The sequence below is a fragment of the Natronotalea proteinilytica genome (assembly GCF_055379935.1).
Map to the genome: position 1 here is coordinate 3,651,227 of NZ_AP043947.1, position 16,559 is coordinate 3,667,785.

Below are 16,559 nucleotides of genomic sequence, written 5' to 3' on the forward strand. Positions count from 1 at the left end.
CGTATCATTCCGTCCCCCTTACCCAATGCCCAATCTCAACGCTGATGTCGCGCTCCTCACCGAACGCAGATACGCCGTCCCCGAAGCCCCAGAAGGCGACTGGTATGTCAAGCAGATCCTGGACGACGACCGCCTGCTTCAAGAAGCGCTTAAAGAACAGGGCATAACCTCCACACGCATTGACTGGGCGCATCCAGAGGTGGACTGGTCGACTTTCTCCTGTGCGGTTTTTCGCACTACGTGGGACTACTTTGAGCGGTTTGAGGCGTTTACATCGTGGCTTGAGGAGGCGACGTCTCAGGTCCGGCTCTGCAATACGCCCGAACTGGTCTGGTGGAATCTGGACAAGCACTATCTGGCCGATTTGCAAGAACGCGGCATTCCAGTTGTGGCGTCGCAATTCATTGAACAAGGCGCACAGCTCCACCTTGAGGAACGGATGACCGAATCCGGCTGGGACGAGGCGGTGATTAAGCCCTGCGTATCGGCGGGTGGGAGAGACACCTACCGGGTTCACAAAGACCGGGCGGGCGATGTGGAAGAAACGGTTCAACCACTTCTCGAAAACGCGTCGTTTATCCTGCAGCCCTTCCTGAACGACATTGTAGACACCGGCGAGGTCAGCCTGATGGTGTTCGATGGCGACTACACGCATGCCATCCGCAAGTCCGCCAAGGCGGGCGATTTTCGGGTGCAGGACAACCACGGCGGCACTGTGCACCCCTACGAGCCATCGAGCGAGCAGATTGAATTGGCTTTGCGAGCGATGGAGGCGTGCCACCCGGTGCCGCGCTATGGGCGGGTAGACATCGCGCGTACCAACGAAGGGCAGTGGGCGGTGATGGAACTGGAGCTCATCGAGCCCGAGCTCTGGCTACGCGATCACCCCCCGGCTGCCGACGCCTTCGCACGCGTCATTGTTGATCTGCTCGACGCGTGATGCTGGTTTGTGCCGCCTGGGTGGTTATGCCGTTGTGAGAAGCAGGTCCCGGTAGCGCCACTCCAGGATGGCGAGCCCGCCGACGTAGACCGCCTCTCCGATGAAGTGTAGAAAAGCAAACAGCGTTGCGGTCGCCGAGAAAACGGCCACGATCCCTAAGCAGACGAATGCCCAGGCGAGATTGGCCCCAACGAGCAATTTGATCAAATGCATCGGACGTTGCCGCCGAATGGCAAGCATGAACGAGTACGACCCGTAGAGCAGGTTCACCGCTCCAGTGAAGAGAAGCAGCTCCTGGGGCAGTCCTTCTATGCGACTGAGCCACCCACTGAGCGTGATTACGGTTGCCCCCGCCAGCGCTGCACCAATGCAGTCCACCCACAGCAACTGTCTAAAGAATGTCGATCTGGGGGCATTCATGAGCGGTATTACGGCAAAGCACTGTCGCGAAGGTGCCGGTAACCTACCACACAGGCACCAGAAGCGCCACCCGTTTCGGGTCCACCGAGCCCCCTGTGCTCTTCATCTGAAGCAGCGTAGGGTTATACGGATCTTACGCCTTGTCCCGCTGCCTCACTACGTGAACCGAGAGCCACTCGACAAGCCCCTCCCGACCGAGATCGCCCGCTGCGAGCCCCACCATCAGCTGCTCCTGCTCATGGACGCTCGCCTCGATCTCGCGATCGTTCAACGCCAAAAACACCGCCATCGCCGCATGGGCAACCCGCTTGTTGCCATCAACGAACGGGTGATTCTGGATGAGAGATATCGCTAGGGCTGCCGCCTTTTCCAGTACGGATGGGTAAAGCTCTTCACCGCCAAACGTCATCTTGGGCTGGGCCACCGACGAAAGCAGTCCGCCTCGGTCACGAAGCCCTGTGCTTCCACCAGACTGCTCGATCACTCTGCGGTGCAGATCCAGGATCTCGACGACGCTCAGATACCGCATGAAATCGGCGGTAGACTGTTGGCTAAGAGAGGCGGCGGTAGAGCTCGGCGTTTCGCTGAAGCACCCGAGCAGCGGCTTTTTCATATTCACTGCCCGAGCTGGAAAGCTGCTCGGCGAGGCCAGCCTGGACAATCTCTTCAGGAGAGATACCAAGCTTTTCAGCGAGGGCTTCGAGCCGCTCGGCGGTGTCGTCGGAGAGTTGGAGGGTAAGAGTCTTCATGGCGCGATCAGTATCAGGTGTATGGGTTAACTCAACGCGTGGCAAGCAATTCGTTTCCGTAAAGCGGGTTGCTGGGCCCTATAATGGGGGGCTCTGTGGCGAAGGCACCGGTAACCTATCAACAAGATGGCAGAAACGCCACCCGTTTCGGGTCCACCGAGCCCTCTGTGCTCTTCATCTGAAGCAGCGTAGGGTTATGCTGTGCTCTCGCTTTTGATAATTCGGTCGGTCACATCTATCAATTCTGGAGCCTTCTGCGTTGCCACTTCCCAAATAATCTCGTAGTCCACTCCGAAATACCCATGAATGAGTCGATCGCGCATTCCGGCCATCGCTCGCCACCCCACGTCCGGATACCGATCTCGGATCTCGTCTGAGAAGTTCTTCGTGGCCTTGCCGATGACCTCGAAGCTGCGTACAAACGCTCGCTTCAACGTCTCGTCGTCGGCGAACTCGTTCCAGCTGACCTCATGGCTGGCCTCGACTAAATATCGTGCTTCGTCTTGAATGTGACGAAGATATTCAATCTCCGATCTCGACATATTCGACCTCTTCCAAGATATGGGGACCAAGATGGGGGCTAAGGGCCTCACGCGTCACCAAGTCCACCGACCGCCCCAGTTCGTCTTCCAACAAAAAAGAGATGGCCATGAAGTTGTCAAAGGACTTGCCTCCCGGCACGAACTCAACCAAAAGATCTACGTCGCTCTCGGAGTTGGGCTCGCCTCGCTGAAATGAGCCGAATAGGCCAAGGCGCTGGACGCCGAGGCGACGTAGATCGCCTCGGTAGCGACGCAGGCACGCAATCAGGTTTTGTCTGGTCTGAACTGTAGCCATAGCAGTAGAAAAACTGCTGCCCCGTGTGGATGTTGCGACGCAGCATAACGGTGGAGCTCTGCGGCGAAGGCATCGGTAACTTATCAACAAGATGGCAGAAGCGCCACCCGTGCCGAGCAAGCCGGGAAGCCCCGAGCCCTTCGTCCGTAGCAGCGTAGGGTTATGTGTACTATTTGTACGGACCGGGTACATGGGTACCACTTCTGACCGGCAACATGGGTGACAGTTTACCATAACCAGTGGTTTTCCGCCAACCGCCGGAGAGCCATGCCTTGGACCCAAACTGATCCCATGATTGAACGCACCCGCTTCGTCCTCGCCTACCAGGACGGGCTCTACTCCATGGCTGAGCTATGCCAACGCTTCGGCGTCAGCCGCAAGACCGGCTACAAGTGGCTCCGGCGCTTCAAGGATGAAGGCCTTGGTGGTCTCGCCGACCAACCCCGCGCGCCGAAGCACTGTCCTCACAAGACGCCTCCCGAGACGGAAGCCCTCCTCGTCGCCTGTCGCCAGAAGCACCCGCGTTGGGGCCCAAAGAAGCTCGTCGCCTACCTCGCGCGTCGCCACCCAGCAGCGCGGTTTCCCGCAACGAGCACCGTGGGAGCCATTCTGAAGAGCCACGGTCTTATCGAGCCCAAACGTCGACGACGCCCGACACGGCACCCTGGAGCCCCCACGCTCCGAACTACCGAACCGAACGAGGTCTGGACAACGGACTTCAAGGGCCAGTTCAAGACGCTTGATGGCATCTACTGCTACCCGCTTACGATCAGCGACGCCCACTCGCGCTTCGTGCTTGGCGTTGAGGCCTTGCCGTCGGTGAAGCAGAGCGGCACCATTCCGGTCTTTCAGCAGCTCTTCGAGCGCTGCGGGCTGCCACAAGCCATTCGCACCGACAACGGCGTGCCGTTCGCCACACAGGCACTCTGCGGCCTCTCGAAGCTTAGCGTGTGGTGGATCAAGCTCGGCATTGGGCACCAGCGCATCGAGCCGGGCCAGCCCCAGCAGAATGGACGTCACGAACGCATGCACCGCACGCTGAAGGCAGATACGGCGCGGCCTCCAGCCTCGAACATGGCCGCACAGCAGCAGTGCTTTAACGACTGGCGCGAAGAGTTCAATTCGCAGACATTTCTGCGTAGAGCGTCCCCATGAAGCCCTTAGCGGCGATACGCCGGCGTCGCAGTACTGCCCCTCCCCTCGGAGCCTGCCTGATCAGACGCCGGAGCCAGAGTATCCGGCTCACTGGGAGGTGCGCCGCGTCTCCCGGTGCGGCACGTTCCGCCTCAAAAAACGACAGCTCTTCTTGAGTCAGGCACTGAACGAAGAGCATATTGCCCTGGAGGAGACCGGCGATGGTATCTGGAGTCTCTACTTCTACGACGTACTACTCGCCCGCCTCAACGAGCGGGACTTTACACTCCGCGCTGCCGTACCTTAGGTCATGTACATGACTGAGAGTGTTACCTATGTTGCCGGTCTATTCTGTTACCGATCTGCCCGACCCCTACAATTTAGCTCATGATGTCTTCAACTTCCAGAACCTCGAACTCTGACGCAACCCTCGTCCGATGGAAGGGTCGCTGGCTTGGCATTAACAGTTTCGACTGATAGTATTCTGGATCTAGACCCTCGAACCTATCCCTCATTTTAACTATCATCTGCGCCATAGCTCGCGATTGTTGAATATTCAAAATTCCAGGCAACGGATAGCACAGACCCTTTTCAAGGTGGATGAAGCGGAGACCTTTCTTTCTGATCCACGAATCCGGGCTGTATTCGATTGAAAACTCAAGACTTTGGGATCCGTCGTAGGAGTCCAACCAGTGACAGCTTACAGCCTGTACTTGGCAGTCATCGATGATCAGTCCGTCTGCACCACACAGGGCATCTATGAGAGGCTTGAAAATGTTGTCGATATCAGGAGCAGCATCACTTTCATATCGATCTCGCTCATGGATAAACCAGCGGATTTCAACCCTTACGTCATCTGACAGAAAGTATTGAACACCCTCCAACTCTTCAGTAACTCTACTCTTTACTTCTTGCCTTCTATGACTCCTGGACTGAAGAGAGGCCGGTGGCCCGTCCACAGAAAACTGCAGGGACCCATAGTCTGGGGGCTGCTCTAAGTTGTCCTGTAGGTTAGCCATCTGCAAACGTACACATAACTTTTAATTATGTACTCCCCTTCTCGTTGGCATCGGTCTGCTCGCGTTTATGTTGTTCGACGAGTTCACGACTACGCTCAAGTTGTTGTCTTCGCTGTTCTTGGTAGTCGTCCTCCGAAATTGTGCGGACTACGATCTTTTTCCGGCCTGAAGCTACCGCGTGCAAATCCCGCTGTATTTTCTCCAGCGTATTTGCTACGTCGTGTGTCGTCTTCTTCGTGAAGTGGATCAGGTCCTCATGAGCAGAAAGATCAACTACGAATGGTTCCGAATAAGTTGTGCCCTCCTTCGAGCGATAGCTTACTGTGCCGCTGAATAGCAGCGACTCGTTTTCGCTCTTGACATGGTTCCAAGCGCCGATCAAGGTGCTCACATCGGCGCCGGGAGGAAGAGAAGCGATACCTTCCTTAATGAAGCGAATGTTCTTGCGGCTGTCGACATCACGGTGCCGGGCTGGACTGATGTCGACATCACGGTGCGGGACTGGATTGATGTCGATTGTGATGTCAAAGGCAGTTGTTTCCCCAACGTTGCGGGCCTCGGCAAACACAAATGCATGATCTCGCGGATTCAGACTGAAGAGAACAGTGGGTCGCGTTCTTTCCCGCTCAAGGTTGACGATCGTCTGGATATTCTTAGCTGCCAGTCTATTTGACCGCACTTGGACCGCTATGATAGCAATAGTGGCGAGAACGTAGATGAACGTCAGCACCGTGAGCGCAAATCCCTGATTGGCGTTTAGCCATGTAATCAGATCGGTCATTGGCACATGCGGTGAGAGTACATAACGGTTGGCGCTCACCGGCGGTGGCTACGCTAGGCCTTGTGGTAAGCAATCGAGACGCGGCGATCCTTCAAAGCGCACACTGACACCGTCCGATGCAGCGCTGTGTTATGTGTCGCCTGCACCGTCTAATATATCTTTACCGTTCAACTGCGCAACTGCTACAGTCGCCAGTGTAATCGTCGGCACAAATACGGCGGAGATCATCATCGTTGCACCGACTGTGAGGTGATCCAGTAAAACCAGTATCCATCCGACTACAATAGCCACACATGATGCGCCACAGAATACGAATGCAGCAAAAACGGTGATTTTTAGTTTTTCGTATTCTGGCCAATCAATAAGAACTTGTCGATGCTCTTCTGGATTCAGTATGTTTTTGCCAATCCTATACACCAGAGTGGTAAGTGCAAAAGGAAAGCCTATGAGGACAGCGGTTATTTTAGGATCAAAGCTTTCCACCAGCTGCCCAACCTGTTTAAAGATGGAGGGCTTCAGTACCGCAATCCCGATGAGAATAGCGACGACGAGAACCTCAGGAGATAGAATGATAACTCTTAACCACTCTTTTATTCGTGACATCAATGATCAAGGTAGCGTTCGTCATTAATCCGGCGAAGAATTCGTATTGCTTCACTTGCTAACTCTACAGGATCCGGATCGCGCTCGAATTTGAAAGCGATCTGGTTTTCCTCCGTCCGCATAATCACTCGTTCATTGTTCTTCTGTCCCTCTATCTTAGCTCTTCCATATCCATCTGCAGCCATTAAAACTGCAGCGTCACCAAGGCCGTCCGCAAATGGTTCAAGCAGTTCACGTATTTCTTCTGGGTTTACATTCGGGTTTTCCAGTACTAGACGCGCGATGCGATGAATATTCGTTCCAATTGTACCTTCAGCTTCTGACTCTTCCTGGATTTGAACCTTACTGAGATTGCGACGACGTAAATAGTTTCGAAGAGACTCCCATGCTGCTCCAAATAACGGATTAGGCGGATGTACTCTTGCATCAAGCTTGGAGATCGAGTCAACGGCAGAAATTCTTTGGACGAATGTGCGCAAGTCTGAAACAGGTTCGACCTCTGCTTTCACAAACAGTCTTTCGAATTTTTCAACTATCAAATCGGCAAAGGCTTTTTCGAACTGACTTCCTTCGAGTTTATTCCAAATGTGCTGATAAGCTAGACCCGAGAATTTAGGTATGTAAACAAATGGACTAGCGGCGTAAAGAAGATTAGGTACACCCGCAGGTGTAGCTACATGCCGATCCGGCTCTACGACTTCAATCTCACCTTCATCGGCAAACTTGGCGAGTCTGCCAAATATAAACGGGTAGTCTGCCACATCACGAATGTAGCTCATATCTGTGAAGGTAAACATATACTTCCCCCTCTGGACTACCACAGGTTCCTCAATCGCATCAATGACACTCTGAGTTGTAAGATTTCCTAGCTTTAGTAGGCGCCCCACGAAATATTTTGCGGTAGTCGGCATACTTAATGGTAAATGTCTATATTCTGGTAGCAGCGCTGATTAGCGCACATAACGGCAAAGTTCACCTGCGATGAACTCGATTGCCACTACTCCCGAAATGTAGCGAAACTTTTCAACAAGTACACGCCGTCAATCGATGCCGCTCCACTCATCGTCAGGTGCAACGATGCGTTATGCATAATCACTACTACCCTAAAAGACAGCAAGCGAGATAACTACAGCTCAGAAATAACGTCATCTATTGCTTCCGTGCATTCGTCAATCCTGGCTCTTTCGAGCTTTACGTCCTCACCGTTAATTTCGTAGTAAGTGCCACTCATTTGGGAAAGTCGCTGACCCAAATGTGCAGAAACAACTCCTGCCGAGTTGAAATCTCGAAGCGGTACAGAGTACCGATCCCGGAAATCTTCTTTCGTCGTGGGCGATGGGCTGCGGCTAGTAAAATATCCAGGGTGGTTTTGATAGGCATCGAATAGAGCTTCCGTCGTGGAGTCAGACATGGCTGCAAAGGCGGCAGCAGCCCCCTGGTATTGGGTCAAGCGGTTGCCCACTATGAGATGAATCTCAGGAATAGAGATGTCATGTTTCTTCGCTTGTGACGCGAAAGTCCAAGATCCGTAAACTGGGTGCGGTGGCGTGTTGCCATGTAAGAGTATAAACATCGCATTTGTCGCAACTCGAGAAGAGTCGTCGGCATTGACAGGACAAATAAGTTTGTTTACAGAACATATGGCAAGCTGCGTATAAGTTGAAAAGCTTGGATTTGTGTCTACAAACACCATCCAATCTTTGTCGCTTACGGTTTCTGTAACATTATCTATTAGGTTTCGAAAGATCTGATGAACCCATACCCAAGGAAGTGAATCTGGAGTGAGGGGGGGCTGATTAGCGGCATTCGCAATTGCTGGAGCCATTGGCTCTAAGTTACCATCACCGCACAACAAGTACAGATTATCTGTCATGTTGTCATTAGTGTCCGAGACCTGGACTAAAAAATCCATTGGGTCCGGTGTAGGAGCACCACTACCGCCTGAAATGACCTTGCTGAGATAGCCGACTACAGTACGTGGAACACCTTCTGTACCATAGTCAAGAACTGCTTGCTCCCCCCTTGCCCCTCCTCCTAAGAGCATCATGCTGGAGTTCGATTGTGGGCAAAGGTCAATAACAAGAACATTTTTGTCTTTATTCAAAGCCGCGTACCGGGCTGCTACATGAAAAGTTATTGTGCTTTTTCCAACCCCTCCTTTGTTGTTCCAAATTCCATAGCTTTCGACAAGACTCATAATTGCTTTTCCGTTTTTTGGATTAAGAGTTAAATAGGTTGTACCTACATGTAAAAATGCAAGTACTTCAGTTCTGCATAACTTTTAATTATGTCGATTCAGTAGACATAGGCAAACCCCCTAAGTACGAGCAATTTGCTATTTCCCAAAAGGATAAGCCAATCTGGTGTCGGCTTATGTCAACCAAGTGGACATAGGACGTTATGGATTCGCCTCCCGACGGGTCTATCTTGCTGAAGGGGCTTGTATATGTATTTCATGGTACCAAGGCCCTTCATAAATCGCAAGTCTCCGGCGCTCGGTCCACTGTTCCCATGTCCCAACAGCCACCCAAGCTGCTTGATCAAGTCCGCACGGCGTGCCGTCGCTTGCAGTACAGCTATCACACTGAAACGGCGTACGTCCGCTGGGTGAAGCGGTATGTGCTGTTCCACGACACACGCCATCCGCGTACGATGGACGCCGCTCATATCCGTGACTTCCTAAATCACTTGGTCCTGGAGCGCAACGTCGCGGCGTCCACGCAGAACCAGGCCCTTCATGCGCTCCGGTTCCTCTACAGCCGTGTGCTGCGCATCGAGCTGGACACTATCAACGACCTGGAGCCCGCCCAGCGTCCACGACGCTTGCCGGTCGTCTGCACGCGAAACGAGGTCCGGCAGGTACTGGGCGCAATGAGCGGCACCAATCAACTCGTTGCTGCGCTGCTCTACGGCGCGGGGCTTCGTCTCTCGGAAGCTCTCCGCCTTCGGGTCAAGGCTCTCGATTTTGAGCAGGGTGCGTGCATCGTCCGAGATGGCAAGGGGCGCAAAGACCGTGTTACCGTGCTCCCCAGCCGCCTGCATACGCCGCTGAAACGCCACCTGCGGGCGCGAAAGGTGTTACACGAAACCGACCGCAGCGAGGGGCACGGCTCGGTACACCTCCCAGACGCGCTGGGACGCAAGTACCCGAACGCCGCGTACGAGTGGAAATGGCAATTTGTATTTGCATCCACCAAACGATCTACCGATCCCCGGAGTGGGCAAACCCACCGCCATCATCGCTCAACTTCTGCTGTGCAGAATGCGGTGAAGAAGGCCGTGAACGCCACAGGCATTTCGAAGCATATCACGTGCCACACCTTCCGCCACTCCTTTGCGACCCATTTGCTGGAAGATGGCTACGACATTCGAACCGTACAAGAGCTGTTGGGGCATGATAGTGTGGAGACGACGATGCGGTACACGCATGTCTTGAATCGGGGCGGACGCGCGGTACAAAGCCCATTGGAGGCGCTCTGACACTCATTCCTGAACACGCTTGGGGGGCTGCTTCAGGCAAGCCGCCTCCTGGACCTGCGAGGGGGTGTAGCAAACGCGGCGTTGCAAGTCCGCTGGATGCGCTGGCGGATTAAGCCGTTTCTACCAGCTTCTCCTTCGCCGGGCGCCGTAGCTGTTTGATGGCGTATTCGCGTTGCATGGCGGCGGACTGGCTGTCGTACGTTTCGGTGTGGATGACCTCGACCGGCGTGCGTCCGCGGGTGTATTTGGCGGCGGTGCCGGCGTTGTGCTCGTCTACGCGGCGCTCCACATCGGTGGTGTAGCCGGTGTAGTAGGTGCCATCCGCGCATTCGAGGATGTAGACGTGGTGCGACATGTTTGAGGTGGTTGTTGTCGGTAACACAAGATCGGAGGCGTTGCCTATCGCTTCGCCTACCGGCGGGGGTCCCTTTTGTCTTGATAATCACCGCCCGGGATATCCGCTCCGCTCCTGATCCCGGGCTAAGGAATCCCATAGCCGGGGACCGCTTGCGTCCCCGGCGATAGTTACTCGTTGCCGATGAAGAACACGGCGTTGCTCATGAGGAGCTGGCCGTTGTGCCAGAAGCCACGGGTGAGCGGGTTGTCGACCAGGTAGGTGATGCGGCCCTGTCCGTGAGACTGCACGCCGAAGACGAGCGTTTCCTGCAAGGCGGTCTGAGCCTCGTGGCCCATGAATCCGCTGGCGGGGGTGGCGTCTTCGAGCGCGGCTACCGTCCAGCCGCTGTCGAGGTAGGCGAAGGCGCGGGCGGAGCGTTTCATGGTGAAGTAGCGCTCGATGCCAAAAGCAAGCGGGTGCGAGGTATCGAGCGTGGTAGCGTGGACGCTGCCAGGCGTGCCGCGCGTGGCAGCGTCGCGGGCGCGGTCTTCGTAGCGAGGCAATTCGGGCGACGCAGCCTCCTCGTCTTCGTCAGGCACCGGGGCAGCGAGGGCGAAGCCGTCGTAGGGCGATAGGGCGCTGCTGGCCGACCCGAAGGCGATGAGGTGGCCGCCGCGCTCAATCCACTGCTGCAGCGCCGCCACGCGCTCATCGGAAAGCCAGTCGCTGTACTGCCCCTCGGGCATCACGAGCACATCCAGCTCGTCGAGCCAGGCATCTTGAAAGTTGCTGGGCTTGAGGAGCGTGGCCGGATACTGCAGCTGCTGGTCGAAGAAGTGCCAGATCTCGCCCACGTTGAGCGAAGCGAGCGGCTCCCCGGCCAGCACGCCCACATGCGGGGCATCGATGTAGCGGATGTTGGCCGACCCGAAGTCGGGCGCCTCATCCATGAAGCCGGTGGTGGTGCGGTAGAGTGAGCGCTCGTGCTCGGCTGCGGTCTCCTGCACGATGTCGTCGAAGCGCGCGCCCATCGCGCGGTTGTTGGCGCGTAAGATCACGAGTGTGCCGGGCTCGAAGGTGCGGCCTTCGAACTCAAAGCTCTCGCGGGCAAAGCGGACCTTCACGTCGGACTGCAGCAGATCGGCCAGAAATGAGGCGTCGTTGATGCTGTGCCAGTTGGCCAGGTAGGCATACGGCGTATCGGTGTCGGCGCCCTGCAGGGCGGGTGGTGCGGCCTGCGCATCCCCCGAAACCGATACGTCGCTATCCAGCGCGTAGGCATCCAGTCCGTAGGCGTACGGCAGGCTCCAGCCGGTCATGTCGTAGGTCACCGAGTCTACGATGGTCGTCTGCGGCTCCATAAGCACCTTGGCGAGGCGGCTTTTGGGCTGGCTGAGGGATACGACCAGATCGCCGGGCTCCACAGATACCGACTGACTCGTCTGGTCGGCGTAGCGCAGTCCGCTCGTGCTGGCGTTAGTATTCGGACCGGCGATGGTGGATTCGATGCCCTGGCGCTCCAGGTGCTCATGCAGCGCACGGACGCGGTCGTCGGGGGTGTCGGGCACGCCGGCGGAGTCGGCATCGCGGGCTTTGATGAGATACGCTGCGTAGTCGCCGGGGGGATTCGCGGCGGCGTCTTCAAAGTGGGAGACAAACGAGGACACGAGGTCGTCGGCCTCGCGGGCGGCGGTTTCGACGGTGGAGAGGCCGGTGACGTGGTGGCGAATGAAGCGGTCGTGCATCGTCAGCGTGTCGCCTTCGATGGTATGCACCATGAGCCCTGCGCGTCCGGAGCCGCCCTGCTCGTAGGTCATGCCGATGGCGCCGTTAAAGGTGGGCCAGGTGTCGCCGAAGCCGGGATAGAACAGGTCGAAGCGCTCGCGGGTGAAGTAGCGCCAGTCGTTGTCATCGAAGTAGCGGGCGTGGTTGCGTCCGATTGTTTCCTGGAAGGAGCGCTGCCACTCGGCGATGTCTTCGTGGAAGGGGTCCGCTGCAGGCGCGAAGTAGTGGGGTGCGTCGACGCTCTGCTCGTGGTAATCGACATGCACGTGGGGCATCCACTGGTTGTACAGCTCCAGCCGATGCTGCGTCTCCTGCTGCGTGGTCCAGGCCCAGTCGCGGTTCAGGTCAAAGTAGTAGTGGTTGGAGCGTCCGTTGGGCCAGTCTTCCTGCAGCTCGCGGGCCATGCGGTTCGGGTTGGGCGTAGCGCCGGCGGTGCGGTTGTAGAAGTTGACGTAGCGCTCGCGTCCGTCGGGATTCATGAGCGGATCCATGATTACGATGGCATCCTCCAGCCACGGCTGGGTCTGCGTGTTCGACGGATCGGCCAGCTCAAAGAGCGTCTGCATCGACGACTCGGTGCTTACGCTTTCGTTGCCGTGCACGTTGTAGCTGAGCCACACGATAGCCGGCGCCAGATCGCCCGGCGTGCCGTCTGCAAGTCCGATACGCCGCAGGTTGTCTTGGCGGATGGCGTCGCGTTGCTCCAACAGCTCGGGGCTACTCACGTAGGCTACCATAAGCGGACGCCCCTGGTAGCTTTCGCCGTAGCGCTCAATCTCGACGTTGGGCGAGTGGTCGGCCACATGCTCCACGTAGTCGATGACCTGGTGGTGCGAGGTGAACTGCGATCCGAGCTCGTAGCCCAGAAAGTCAGCGGGGGATTGCAGATCGGTGGATTGCGCCGCACAGGGCGAGAGCCCCAGTCCAATAAATAGCGCAGCGAGTAACAGAAGACGGAGGGAGCGAGGCATAAGCAGACAACAAACAGCCAAACGGGTACGAACGGGAGGCGATGCCAGCGAGCAGCGCATCCGTTCGGATAATGTACAAGGTAGCGTTGTGGCTGTCCAGTGAAAGCCGTTCGGAAAATCAAGGGAACGCAAAAAAACCGCTTCCGTAGGCGGATGAGGCGTGCCCCGGTGGCACCTCCGCATAGTTTCTACCAAAAACACTCCCGCTCCATGTCCGATATCGACATTTCTCGCTCGCATTCACTCGGTCTTGAGAAGGGACGTAGCGCCGTTGAAAAAGTGGCCGAACAACTTGAAGACCGCCTGGGTGTGGACTCTCACTGGGAAAACAACACGCTGCAGTTCAATGGCGGGGGTGCCGATGGCCACATCAAGGTCGAAGCCGACACCGTGCACGTCCAGATCAAACTGGGCATGCTGTTGCGTTCTATGAAAGGCATGGTCAAGAAACAGGCCGAAGGCTACCTGGATCAGTACTTTGGGTAACCGCTTTACCCTTGGTTATTTGTAGCGTTGTCTTGGCATGTCCCCCGCCCCCAAGACAATCTCTTACCTGCCTGCATAACCTATTGGGGGGTACTTGTTTATGCGTTGTTTACGTGCAACTCTACTTGCTCTGCTCGCCCTTGCCTGCGTCCTTGTCGTTGGGGGATGCGACGCCGAGGCCACCGATGAGCTGCCCGATTCCGAGGCCATCCAGGAGCGGCTGGCAGAGGACTGGGAGGAATTGTCGGATGCGGTGGTGGGGACGTTGGAAGACGGTTTTACGGCGTTGGAGGATATGCTCGATGAAGCGGGGATGCCCGATGCCAGCACGCCCGCCCCCGCCAATCGTGATGAGGCCAGTGAAGCCGAGCGCCAGGCGCAAATGCGCGTTGCCGAGGCGACCATCGTTGAAGAAACAAATGCCCGGCGCGCTGAACACGGGCTGCCGCCGCTCGAACACAGCGAAGCTCTTCGTGAGATCGCCCGAGATCACAGCCGCGATATGGTGCATCGCAGCTTTTATGCGCATGACAACCCTGATGGCCTGGGCCCGCACGATCGCATAGAAGCGGACTTGCCGTCGTCGTACCAGTTGCAAATGAGCGCAGAGAACATTGCGCATCGGCACCTCCCGCTGTCCGGCAGCGAGTCAGCCGGGCACTCACTTGGTGAGCGCCTGATGGAAATGTGGATGGGGTCGCCGGGCCATCGGGAAAATATTCTGCGCGAACGCCTGACGCACATCGGCGTGGGGCTGTATCCCGGATCGACCAGCATTTATGCCACGCAAAAGTTCATCACGGATCGCCAAAGCAACTCGAACGGACGCGGAGGGGGCCTTGGCGTGCAGTAATTGCCACCCAGGGGATCCGCCTCGCTCCTGATTCTGGGCTACTACTGTGTCACACGTGATTGTTAGGGTCCAACATTGTCATCGCGAGGAGGGAGCCCTGCGACTGACGCGGCGCTGTGAGCGCTAGCGAACGAGTACTCCTGGGGTGCGATCTCATGCCGTTGATTGGGCGGCTGTATCCGGTTTGATAGCATGAGATTGCGTCGCTGCGCTCGCAATGACAAGATTGTGAGTTATTCTCGGTACGTTAGGTGGCCATGTGTTACCCGAAGATTGACCTGTGTCAGAGGGCTACGGAGCGGTGCGATGTGAGTAAAATCAATAGCCACTCTCGTGGCGATGCTCCGCGTCGCCACGCCTACTGGGACGCTCCAGCGTCCCCCACAAATTTTGATTCGTCAGAGCCTGCTGAGCGCTGACCAGGCTGTGGAGGCGTCCACTGTACCCGACAATAAGACAACACAATGCCGAACAAGCAGACGGGAGTCTCTTTCTCGAAGCATGGATCCTGAATCAAGTTCAGGATGACTGTATAGCAGGCAGATGCTGAGCGTCGTTGGGTGTTCAAACGTATCGATGCCCTCCGACTGTCATCCAGATCCTGAATCGAATTCAGGACACGCTTAGTGAGCCTGCGAACGGAGATCCAGGATCCACGAAAAGACGCTGGCCTCCCACGATCAAGGCCTCCCTCTTATTTTTGTCCGGTACTGACGGAGGCGTCACAGCACACTACACTGTGACGGTACGAGCCCTCCACACTGAACGTACGCTTTCCCTGCGTTCAGGGCGCTCAACATGACATTTGTTTTGTGCACTCGTTTCGCCACTCAAAACATCCACCCGTCCATCCCTCCAGACATCCACCCTTCCACACGTCCCCCTTCACCCCGTATCCGCTGGCGGCCAGCAGTTTAGGAGGCGGCGCACCGTAACAAGTTGTCCGATGTGGTACGCGGTGTGGCTCATCACAATGAGCGCAGACCGTAGCAGCGTATGCGTGTCGTGGCTGGGCACCGTTTCAAACGGACCCATATCGTCCATCAGGCTAAGCAGCGTTTCGCGGTCGGCGATTACCGCATCACAGGAGCGTGCCCACGCTGCGGGTGATGGCGGCTCCGGCGTATCCGGCCAGTAATTGTCGGGCCAGGTGTCGGGCGTATACGCTTCGTTCTCGCTGTAATGCAGCAGGTCGTCTTGCGACAGACGGATGTGCTCAACCAACTCCCACCCCGAGTACGGCAACCCCTCTGGACGTACGCCACGCAGCGGGTGGGGCCAATCAGATACAGCCGTTTCAAACGATGGATGCGCGGGAAAGTCGCCCCGCATGCTCTGGCGTATATGGTGGTGTAGGGCGTCGGTGGTCATAGCAACAAAGCATTGGTCTATCGGACACGCATTTGCTTGTTGAACGGGTTGCCCCTACGTTGGTTGTGCAACACAGGCCTTCGTGCAACCCACGTATATCCCGATCTTGCTCTGTCTATGATGCGCTGGATGCGTCGCCTGCTTCTGGTGGCCGTACTCGGCTGGATCGTGCTACTAAGCACGCACTGCACCCAGCCGCCCATCGAGCCGCCGCCTGACCCCGACGAAGAGACAGAACACACCGTGTATGTCATTCGTCACGCCTGGCACGCCGGACTCGCCGTACGCACCGATGCACTAAACAAAGACCGCTGGCCGTTTCTCACTGATTTTGATGAACATACGTACGTCGAAGTAGGCTGGGGCGATGCAGCCTACTACCCAAATCCAAGCCCTGGCCTTGGCACCTTGTTGCGCGCAGGCGCCTGGCCTACCCCCAGCGTCTTGCATGTGGCCCTCTTTGACCCTCCCGTTGCCGAGGCCTTTCCGCGCCACGACATTGTAGCCGTTGACGTGTCAAACACGGGCTTGGAGCGGCTTACCGAGTTCGTCTTGAACACACTCACAGAACCGCACCCCGAGCCCGTTGCCGAGGGCCACTACTTCACCAGCGCCTTTTATCCCGCCCAGTTATCCTATCACGTATTCAATAACTGCAATCACTGGGCGGCCGCTGCCCTGCAAGCCATGGGATGCGACATGTATCCCGCAGGCACCCTCCGCGTAGAGCGCCTCCTCGACGACGCTGCCGACTGCGGACGCTCGCTCCACTCTGCTCCCTGATCCGTATTTG

The 16,559-nt window shown here is 56.7% G+C and carries 20 protein-coding genes; 7 read left to right on the forward strand and 13 right to left on the reverse strand.

Going from position 1 to position 16,559, the window contains the following annotated elements:
* Positions 1 to 25 precede the first annotated feature (25 nt).
* Positions 26 to 940 (forward strand): ATP-grasp domain-containing protein, encoded by a 915-nt coding sequence (locus ACZ5AL_RS14555; protein ID WP_464511299.1) that lies wholly within the window; start codon positions 26 to 28, stop codon positions 938 to 940.
* 24 nt (positions 941 to 964) lie between these two features.
* Here the strand turns inward: ACZ5AL_RS14555 and ACZ5AL_RS14560 are convergent, their stop codons facing one another.
* The 5 genes from ACZ5AL_RS14560 to ACZ5AL_RS14580 form a co-directional block, all read right to left on the reverse strand.
* On the reverse strand, positions 965 to 1,360 hold the full coding sequence (locus ACZ5AL_RS14560) for a hypothetical protein (protein ID WP_464511300.1): 396 nt from the start codon (positions 1,358 to 1,360) through the stop codon (positions 965 to 967).
* Between the two features lie 133 nt (positions 1,361 to 1,493).
* Entirely contained in the window at positions 1,494 to 1,889 is a 396-nt protein-coding gene (locus ACZ5AL_RS14565; protein WP_464513302.1) for a type II toxin-antitoxin system death-on-curing family toxin, read from the reverse strand.
* Between the two features lie 22 nt (positions 1,890 to 1,911).
* Complete coding sequence (locus ACZ5AL_RS14570) at positions 1,912 to 2,109, reverse strand: ribbon-helix-helix protein, CopG family (RefSeq protein ID WP_464511301.1); 198 nt, start codon at positions 2,107 to 2,109, stop codon at positions 1,912 to 1,914.
* A 194-nt stretch (positions 2,110 to 2,303) separates the two neighbouring features.
* Positions 2,304 to 2,651, reverse strand: coding sequence for a HepT-like ribonuclease domain-containing protein (locus ACZ5AL_RS14575; protein WP_464511302.1), 348 nt, complete (start codon positions 2,649 to 2,651; stop codon positions 2,304 to 2,306).
* Entirely contained in the window at positions 2,632 to 2,946 is a 315-nt protein-coding gene (locus ACZ5AL_RS14580; RefSeq protein WP_464511304.1) for a nucleotidyltransferase family protein, read from the reverse strand. Before ACZ5AL_RS14580 ends, ACZ5AL_RS14575 begins: the two co-directional genes overlap by 20 nt.
* A gap of 342 nt (positions 2,947 to 3,288) precedes the next feature.
* Between ACZ5AL_RS14580 and ACZ5AL_RS14585 the strand changes: the two genes are divergently transcribed.
* Together ACZ5AL_RS14585 and ACZ5AL_RS14590 are read left to right on the forward strand one after the other, a co-directional pair.
* Entirely contained in the window at positions 3,289 to 4,101 is an 813-nt protein-coding gene (locus ACZ5AL_RS14585; protein ID WP_464511305.1) for a helix-turn-helix domain-containing protein, read from the forward strand.
* Between the two features lie 97 nt (positions 4,102 to 4,198).
* The gene (locus ACZ5AL_RS14590) at positions 4,199 to 4,387 is read left to right on the forward strand and encodes a hypothetical protein (RefSeq protein ID WP_464511306.1); all 189 of its coding nucleotides are present in this window, start codon (positions 4,199 to 4,201) and stop codon (positions 4,385 to 4,387) included.
* A gap of 73 nt (positions 4,388 to 4,460) precedes the next feature.
* On the opposite strand, the gene ACZ5AL_RS14595 is transcribed toward ACZ5AL_RS14590, so the two are convergent.
* The 5 genes from ACZ5AL_RS14595 to ACZ5AL_RS14615 form a co-directional block, all read right to left on the reverse strand.
* Positions 4,461 to 5,099, reverse strand: coding sequence for a RusA family crossover junction endodeoxyribonuclease (locus ACZ5AL_RS14595; RefSeq protein ID WP_464511308.1), 639 nt, complete (start codon positions 5,097 to 5,099; stop codon positions 4,461 to 4,463).
* 25 nt (positions 5,100 to 5,124) lie between these two features.
* Positions 5,125 to 5,880 (reverse strand): hypothetical protein, encoded by a 756-nt coding sequence (locus ACZ5AL_RS14600; protein ID WP_464511309.1) that lies wholly within the window; start codon positions 5,878 to 5,880, stop codon positions 5,125 to 5,127.
* Between the two features lie 129 nt (positions 5,881 to 6,009).
* Positions 6,010 to 6,483, reverse strand: a complete 474-nt coding sequence (locus ACZ5AL_RS14605; RefSeq protein ID WP_464511310.1) for a hypothetical protein — start codon at positions 6,481 to 6,483, stop codon at positions 6,010 to 6,012.
* On the reverse strand, positions 6,483 to 7,394 hold the full coding sequence (locus tag ACZ5AL_RS14610; protein WP_464511312.1) for a DUF4747 family protein: 912 nt from the start codon (positions 7,392 to 7,394) through the stop codon (positions 6,483 to 6,485). Before ACZ5AL_RS14610 ends, ACZ5AL_RS14605 begins: the two co-directional genes overlap by 1 nt.
* A 215-nt stretch (positions 7,395 to 7,609) precedes the next feature.
* The gene (locus tag ACZ5AL_RS14615) at positions 7,610 to 8,680 is read right to left on the reverse strand and encodes a ParA family protein (protein ID WP_464511313.1); all 1,071 of its coding nucleotides are present in this window, start codon (positions 8,678 to 8,680) and stop codon (positions 7,610 to 7,612) included.
* Between the two features lie 314 nt (positions 8,681 to 8,994).
* On the opposite strand from ACZ5AL_RS14615, the gene ACZ5AL_RS14620 reads away from it, so the two are divergent.
* Complete coding sequence (locus ACZ5AL_RS14620; protein ID WP_464511314.1) at positions 8,995 to 9,963, forward strand: integron integrase; 969 nt, start codon at positions 8,995 to 8,997, stop codon at positions 9,961 to 9,963.
* A gap of 109 nt (positions 9,964 to 10,072) precedes the next feature.
* On the opposite strand, the gene ACZ5AL_RS14625 is transcribed toward ACZ5AL_RS14620, so the two are convergent.
* Both ACZ5AL_RS14625 and ACZ5AL_RS14630 read right to left on the reverse strand, forming a co-directional pair.
* On the reverse strand, positions 10,073 to 10,318 hold the full coding sequence (locus ACZ5AL_RS14625; protein ID WP_464511315.1) for a GIY-YIG nuclease family protein: 246 nt from the start codon (positions 10,316 to 10,318) through the stop codon (positions 10,073 to 10,075).
* 170 nt (positions 10,319 to 10,488) lie between these two features.
* A complete protein-coding gene (locus tag ACZ5AL_RS14630) occupies positions 10,489 to 13,056 on the reverse strand; it encodes a M14 family metallopeptidase (RefSeq protein WP_464511317.1) in 2,568 nt (855 codons plus the stop codon).
* 210 nt (positions 13,057 to 13,266) lie between these two features.
* Between ACZ5AL_RS14630 and ACZ5AL_RS14635 the strand changes: the two genes are divergently transcribed.
* Both ACZ5AL_RS14635 and ACZ5AL_RS14640 read left to right on the forward strand, forming a co-directional pair.
* A complete protein-coding gene (locus ACZ5AL_RS14635) occupies positions 13,267 to 13,542 on the forward strand; it encodes a polyhydroxyalkanoic acid system family protein (protein ID WP_464511318.1) in 276 nt (91 codons plus the stop codon).
* Between the two features lie 100 nt (positions 13,543 to 13,642).
* Positions 13,643 to 14,395 carry a CAP domain-containing protein gene (locus ACZ5AL_RS14640; protein ID WP_464511320.1) on the forward strand — a complete coding sequence of 251 codons (753 nt, stop codon included), beginning with the start codon at positions 13,643 to 13,645 and terminating at the stop codon, positions 14,393 to 14,395.
* An 885-nt stretch (positions 14,396 to 15,280) separates the two neighbouring features.
* Here the strand turns inward: ACZ5AL_RS14640 and ACZ5AL_RS14645 are convergent.
* On the reverse strand, positions 15,281 to 15,766 hold the full coding sequence (locus tag ACZ5AL_RS14645; protein WP_464511321.1) for a DinB family protein: 486 nt from the start codon (positions 15,764 to 15,766) through the stop codon (positions 15,281 to 15,283).
* A 117-nt stretch (positions 15,767 to 15,883) separates the two neighbouring features.
* Between ACZ5AL_RS14645 and ACZ5AL_RS14650 the strand changes: the two genes are divergently transcribed.
* Positions 15,884 to 16,549 (forward strand): DUF2459 domain-containing protein, encoded by a 666-nt coding sequence (locus ACZ5AL_RS14650; RefSeq protein ID WP_464511323.1) that lies wholly within the window; start codon positions 15,884 to 15,886, stop codon positions 16,547 to 16,549.
* Positions 16,550 to 16,559: the final 10 nt, after the last annotated feature.

Excerpts from the sequence above, each read along its gene's own strand:
- ACZ5AL_RS14650 (WP_464511323.1), top strand. The coding sequence starts at position 15,884 with ATGATGCGCTGGATGCGTCGCCTGCTTCTGGTGGCCGTACTCGGCTGG.
- ACZ5AL_RS14635 (WP_464511318.1), top strand. The coding sequence starts at position 13,267 with ATGTCCGATATCGACATTTCTCGCTCGCATTCACTCGGTCTTGAGAAG.
- ACZ5AL_RS14605 (WP_464511310.1), bottom strand. The coding sequence starts at position 6,483 with ATGTCACGAATAAAAGAGTGGTTAAGAGTTATCATTCTATCTCCTGAG.
- ACZ5AL_RS14610 (WP_464511312.1), bottom strand. The coding sequence starts at position 7,394 with ATGCCGACTACCGCAAAATATTTCGTGGGGCGCCTACTAAAGCTAGGA.
- ACZ5AL_RS14645 (WP_464511321.1), bottom strand. The coding sequence starts at position 15,766 with ATGACCACCGACGCCCTACACCACCATATACGCCAGAGCATGCGGGGC.
- ACZ5AL_RS14560 (WP_464511300.1), bottom strand. The coding sequence starts at position 1,360 with ATGAATGCCCCCAGATCGACATTCTTTAGACAGTTGCTGTGGGTGGAC.
- ACZ5AL_RS14640 (WP_464511320.1), top strand. The coding sequence starts at position 13,643 with ATGCGTTGTTTACGTGCAACTCTACTTGCTCTGCTCGCCCTTGCCTGC.
- ACZ5AL_RS14625 (WP_464511315.1), bottom strand. The coding sequence starts at position 10,318 with ATGTCGCACCACGTCTACATCCTCGAATGCGCGGATGGCACCTACTAC.
- ACZ5AL_RS14595 (WP_464511308.1), bottom strand. The coding sequence starts at position 5,099 with ATGGCTAACCTACAGGACAACTTAGAGCAGCCCCCAGACTATGGGTCC.
- ACZ5AL_RS14575 (WP_464511302.1), bottom strand. The coding sequence starts at position 2,651 with ATGTCGAGATCGGAGATTGAATATCTTCGTCACATTCAAGACGAAGCA.
- ACZ5AL_RS14565 (WP_464513302.1), bottom strand. The coding sequence starts at position 1,889 with ATGCGGTATCTGAGCGTCGTCGAGATCCTGGATCTGCACCGCAGAGTG.
- ACZ5AL_RS14585 (WP_464511305.1), top strand. The coding sequence starts at position 3,289 with ATGGCTGAGCTATGCCAACGCTTCGGCGTCAGCCGCAAGACCGGCTAC.
- ACZ5AL_RS14580 (WP_464511304.1), bottom strand. The coding sequence starts at position 2,946 with ATGGCTACAGTTCAGACCAGACAAAACCTGATTGCGTGCCTGCGTCGC.
- ACZ5AL_RS14615 (WP_464511313.1), bottom strand. The coding sequence starts at position 8,680 with ATGAGTCTTGTCGAAAGCTATGGAATTTGGAACAACAAAGGAGGGGTT.
- ACZ5AL_RS14630 (WP_464511317.1), bottom strand. The coding sequence starts at position 13,056 with ATGCCTCGCTCCCTCCGTCTTCTGTTACTCGCTGCGCTATTTATTGGA.
- ACZ5AL_RS14620 (WP_464511314.1), top strand. The coding sequence starts at position 8,995 with ATGTCCCAACAGCCACCCAAGCTGCTTGATCAAGTCCGCACGGCGTGC.
- ACZ5AL_RS14600 (WP_464511309.1), bottom strand. The coding sequence starts at position 5,880 with ATGACCGATCTGATTACATGGCTAAACGCCAATCAGGGATTTGCGCTC.
- ACZ5AL_RS14555 (WP_464511299.1), top strand. The coding sequence starts at position 26 with ATGCCCAATCTCAACGCTGATGTCGCGCTCCTCACCGAACGCAGATAC.
- ACZ5AL_RS14570 (WP_464511301.1), bottom strand. The coding sequence starts at position 2,109 with ATGAAGACTCTTACCCTCCAACTCTCCGACGACACCGCCGAGCGGCTC.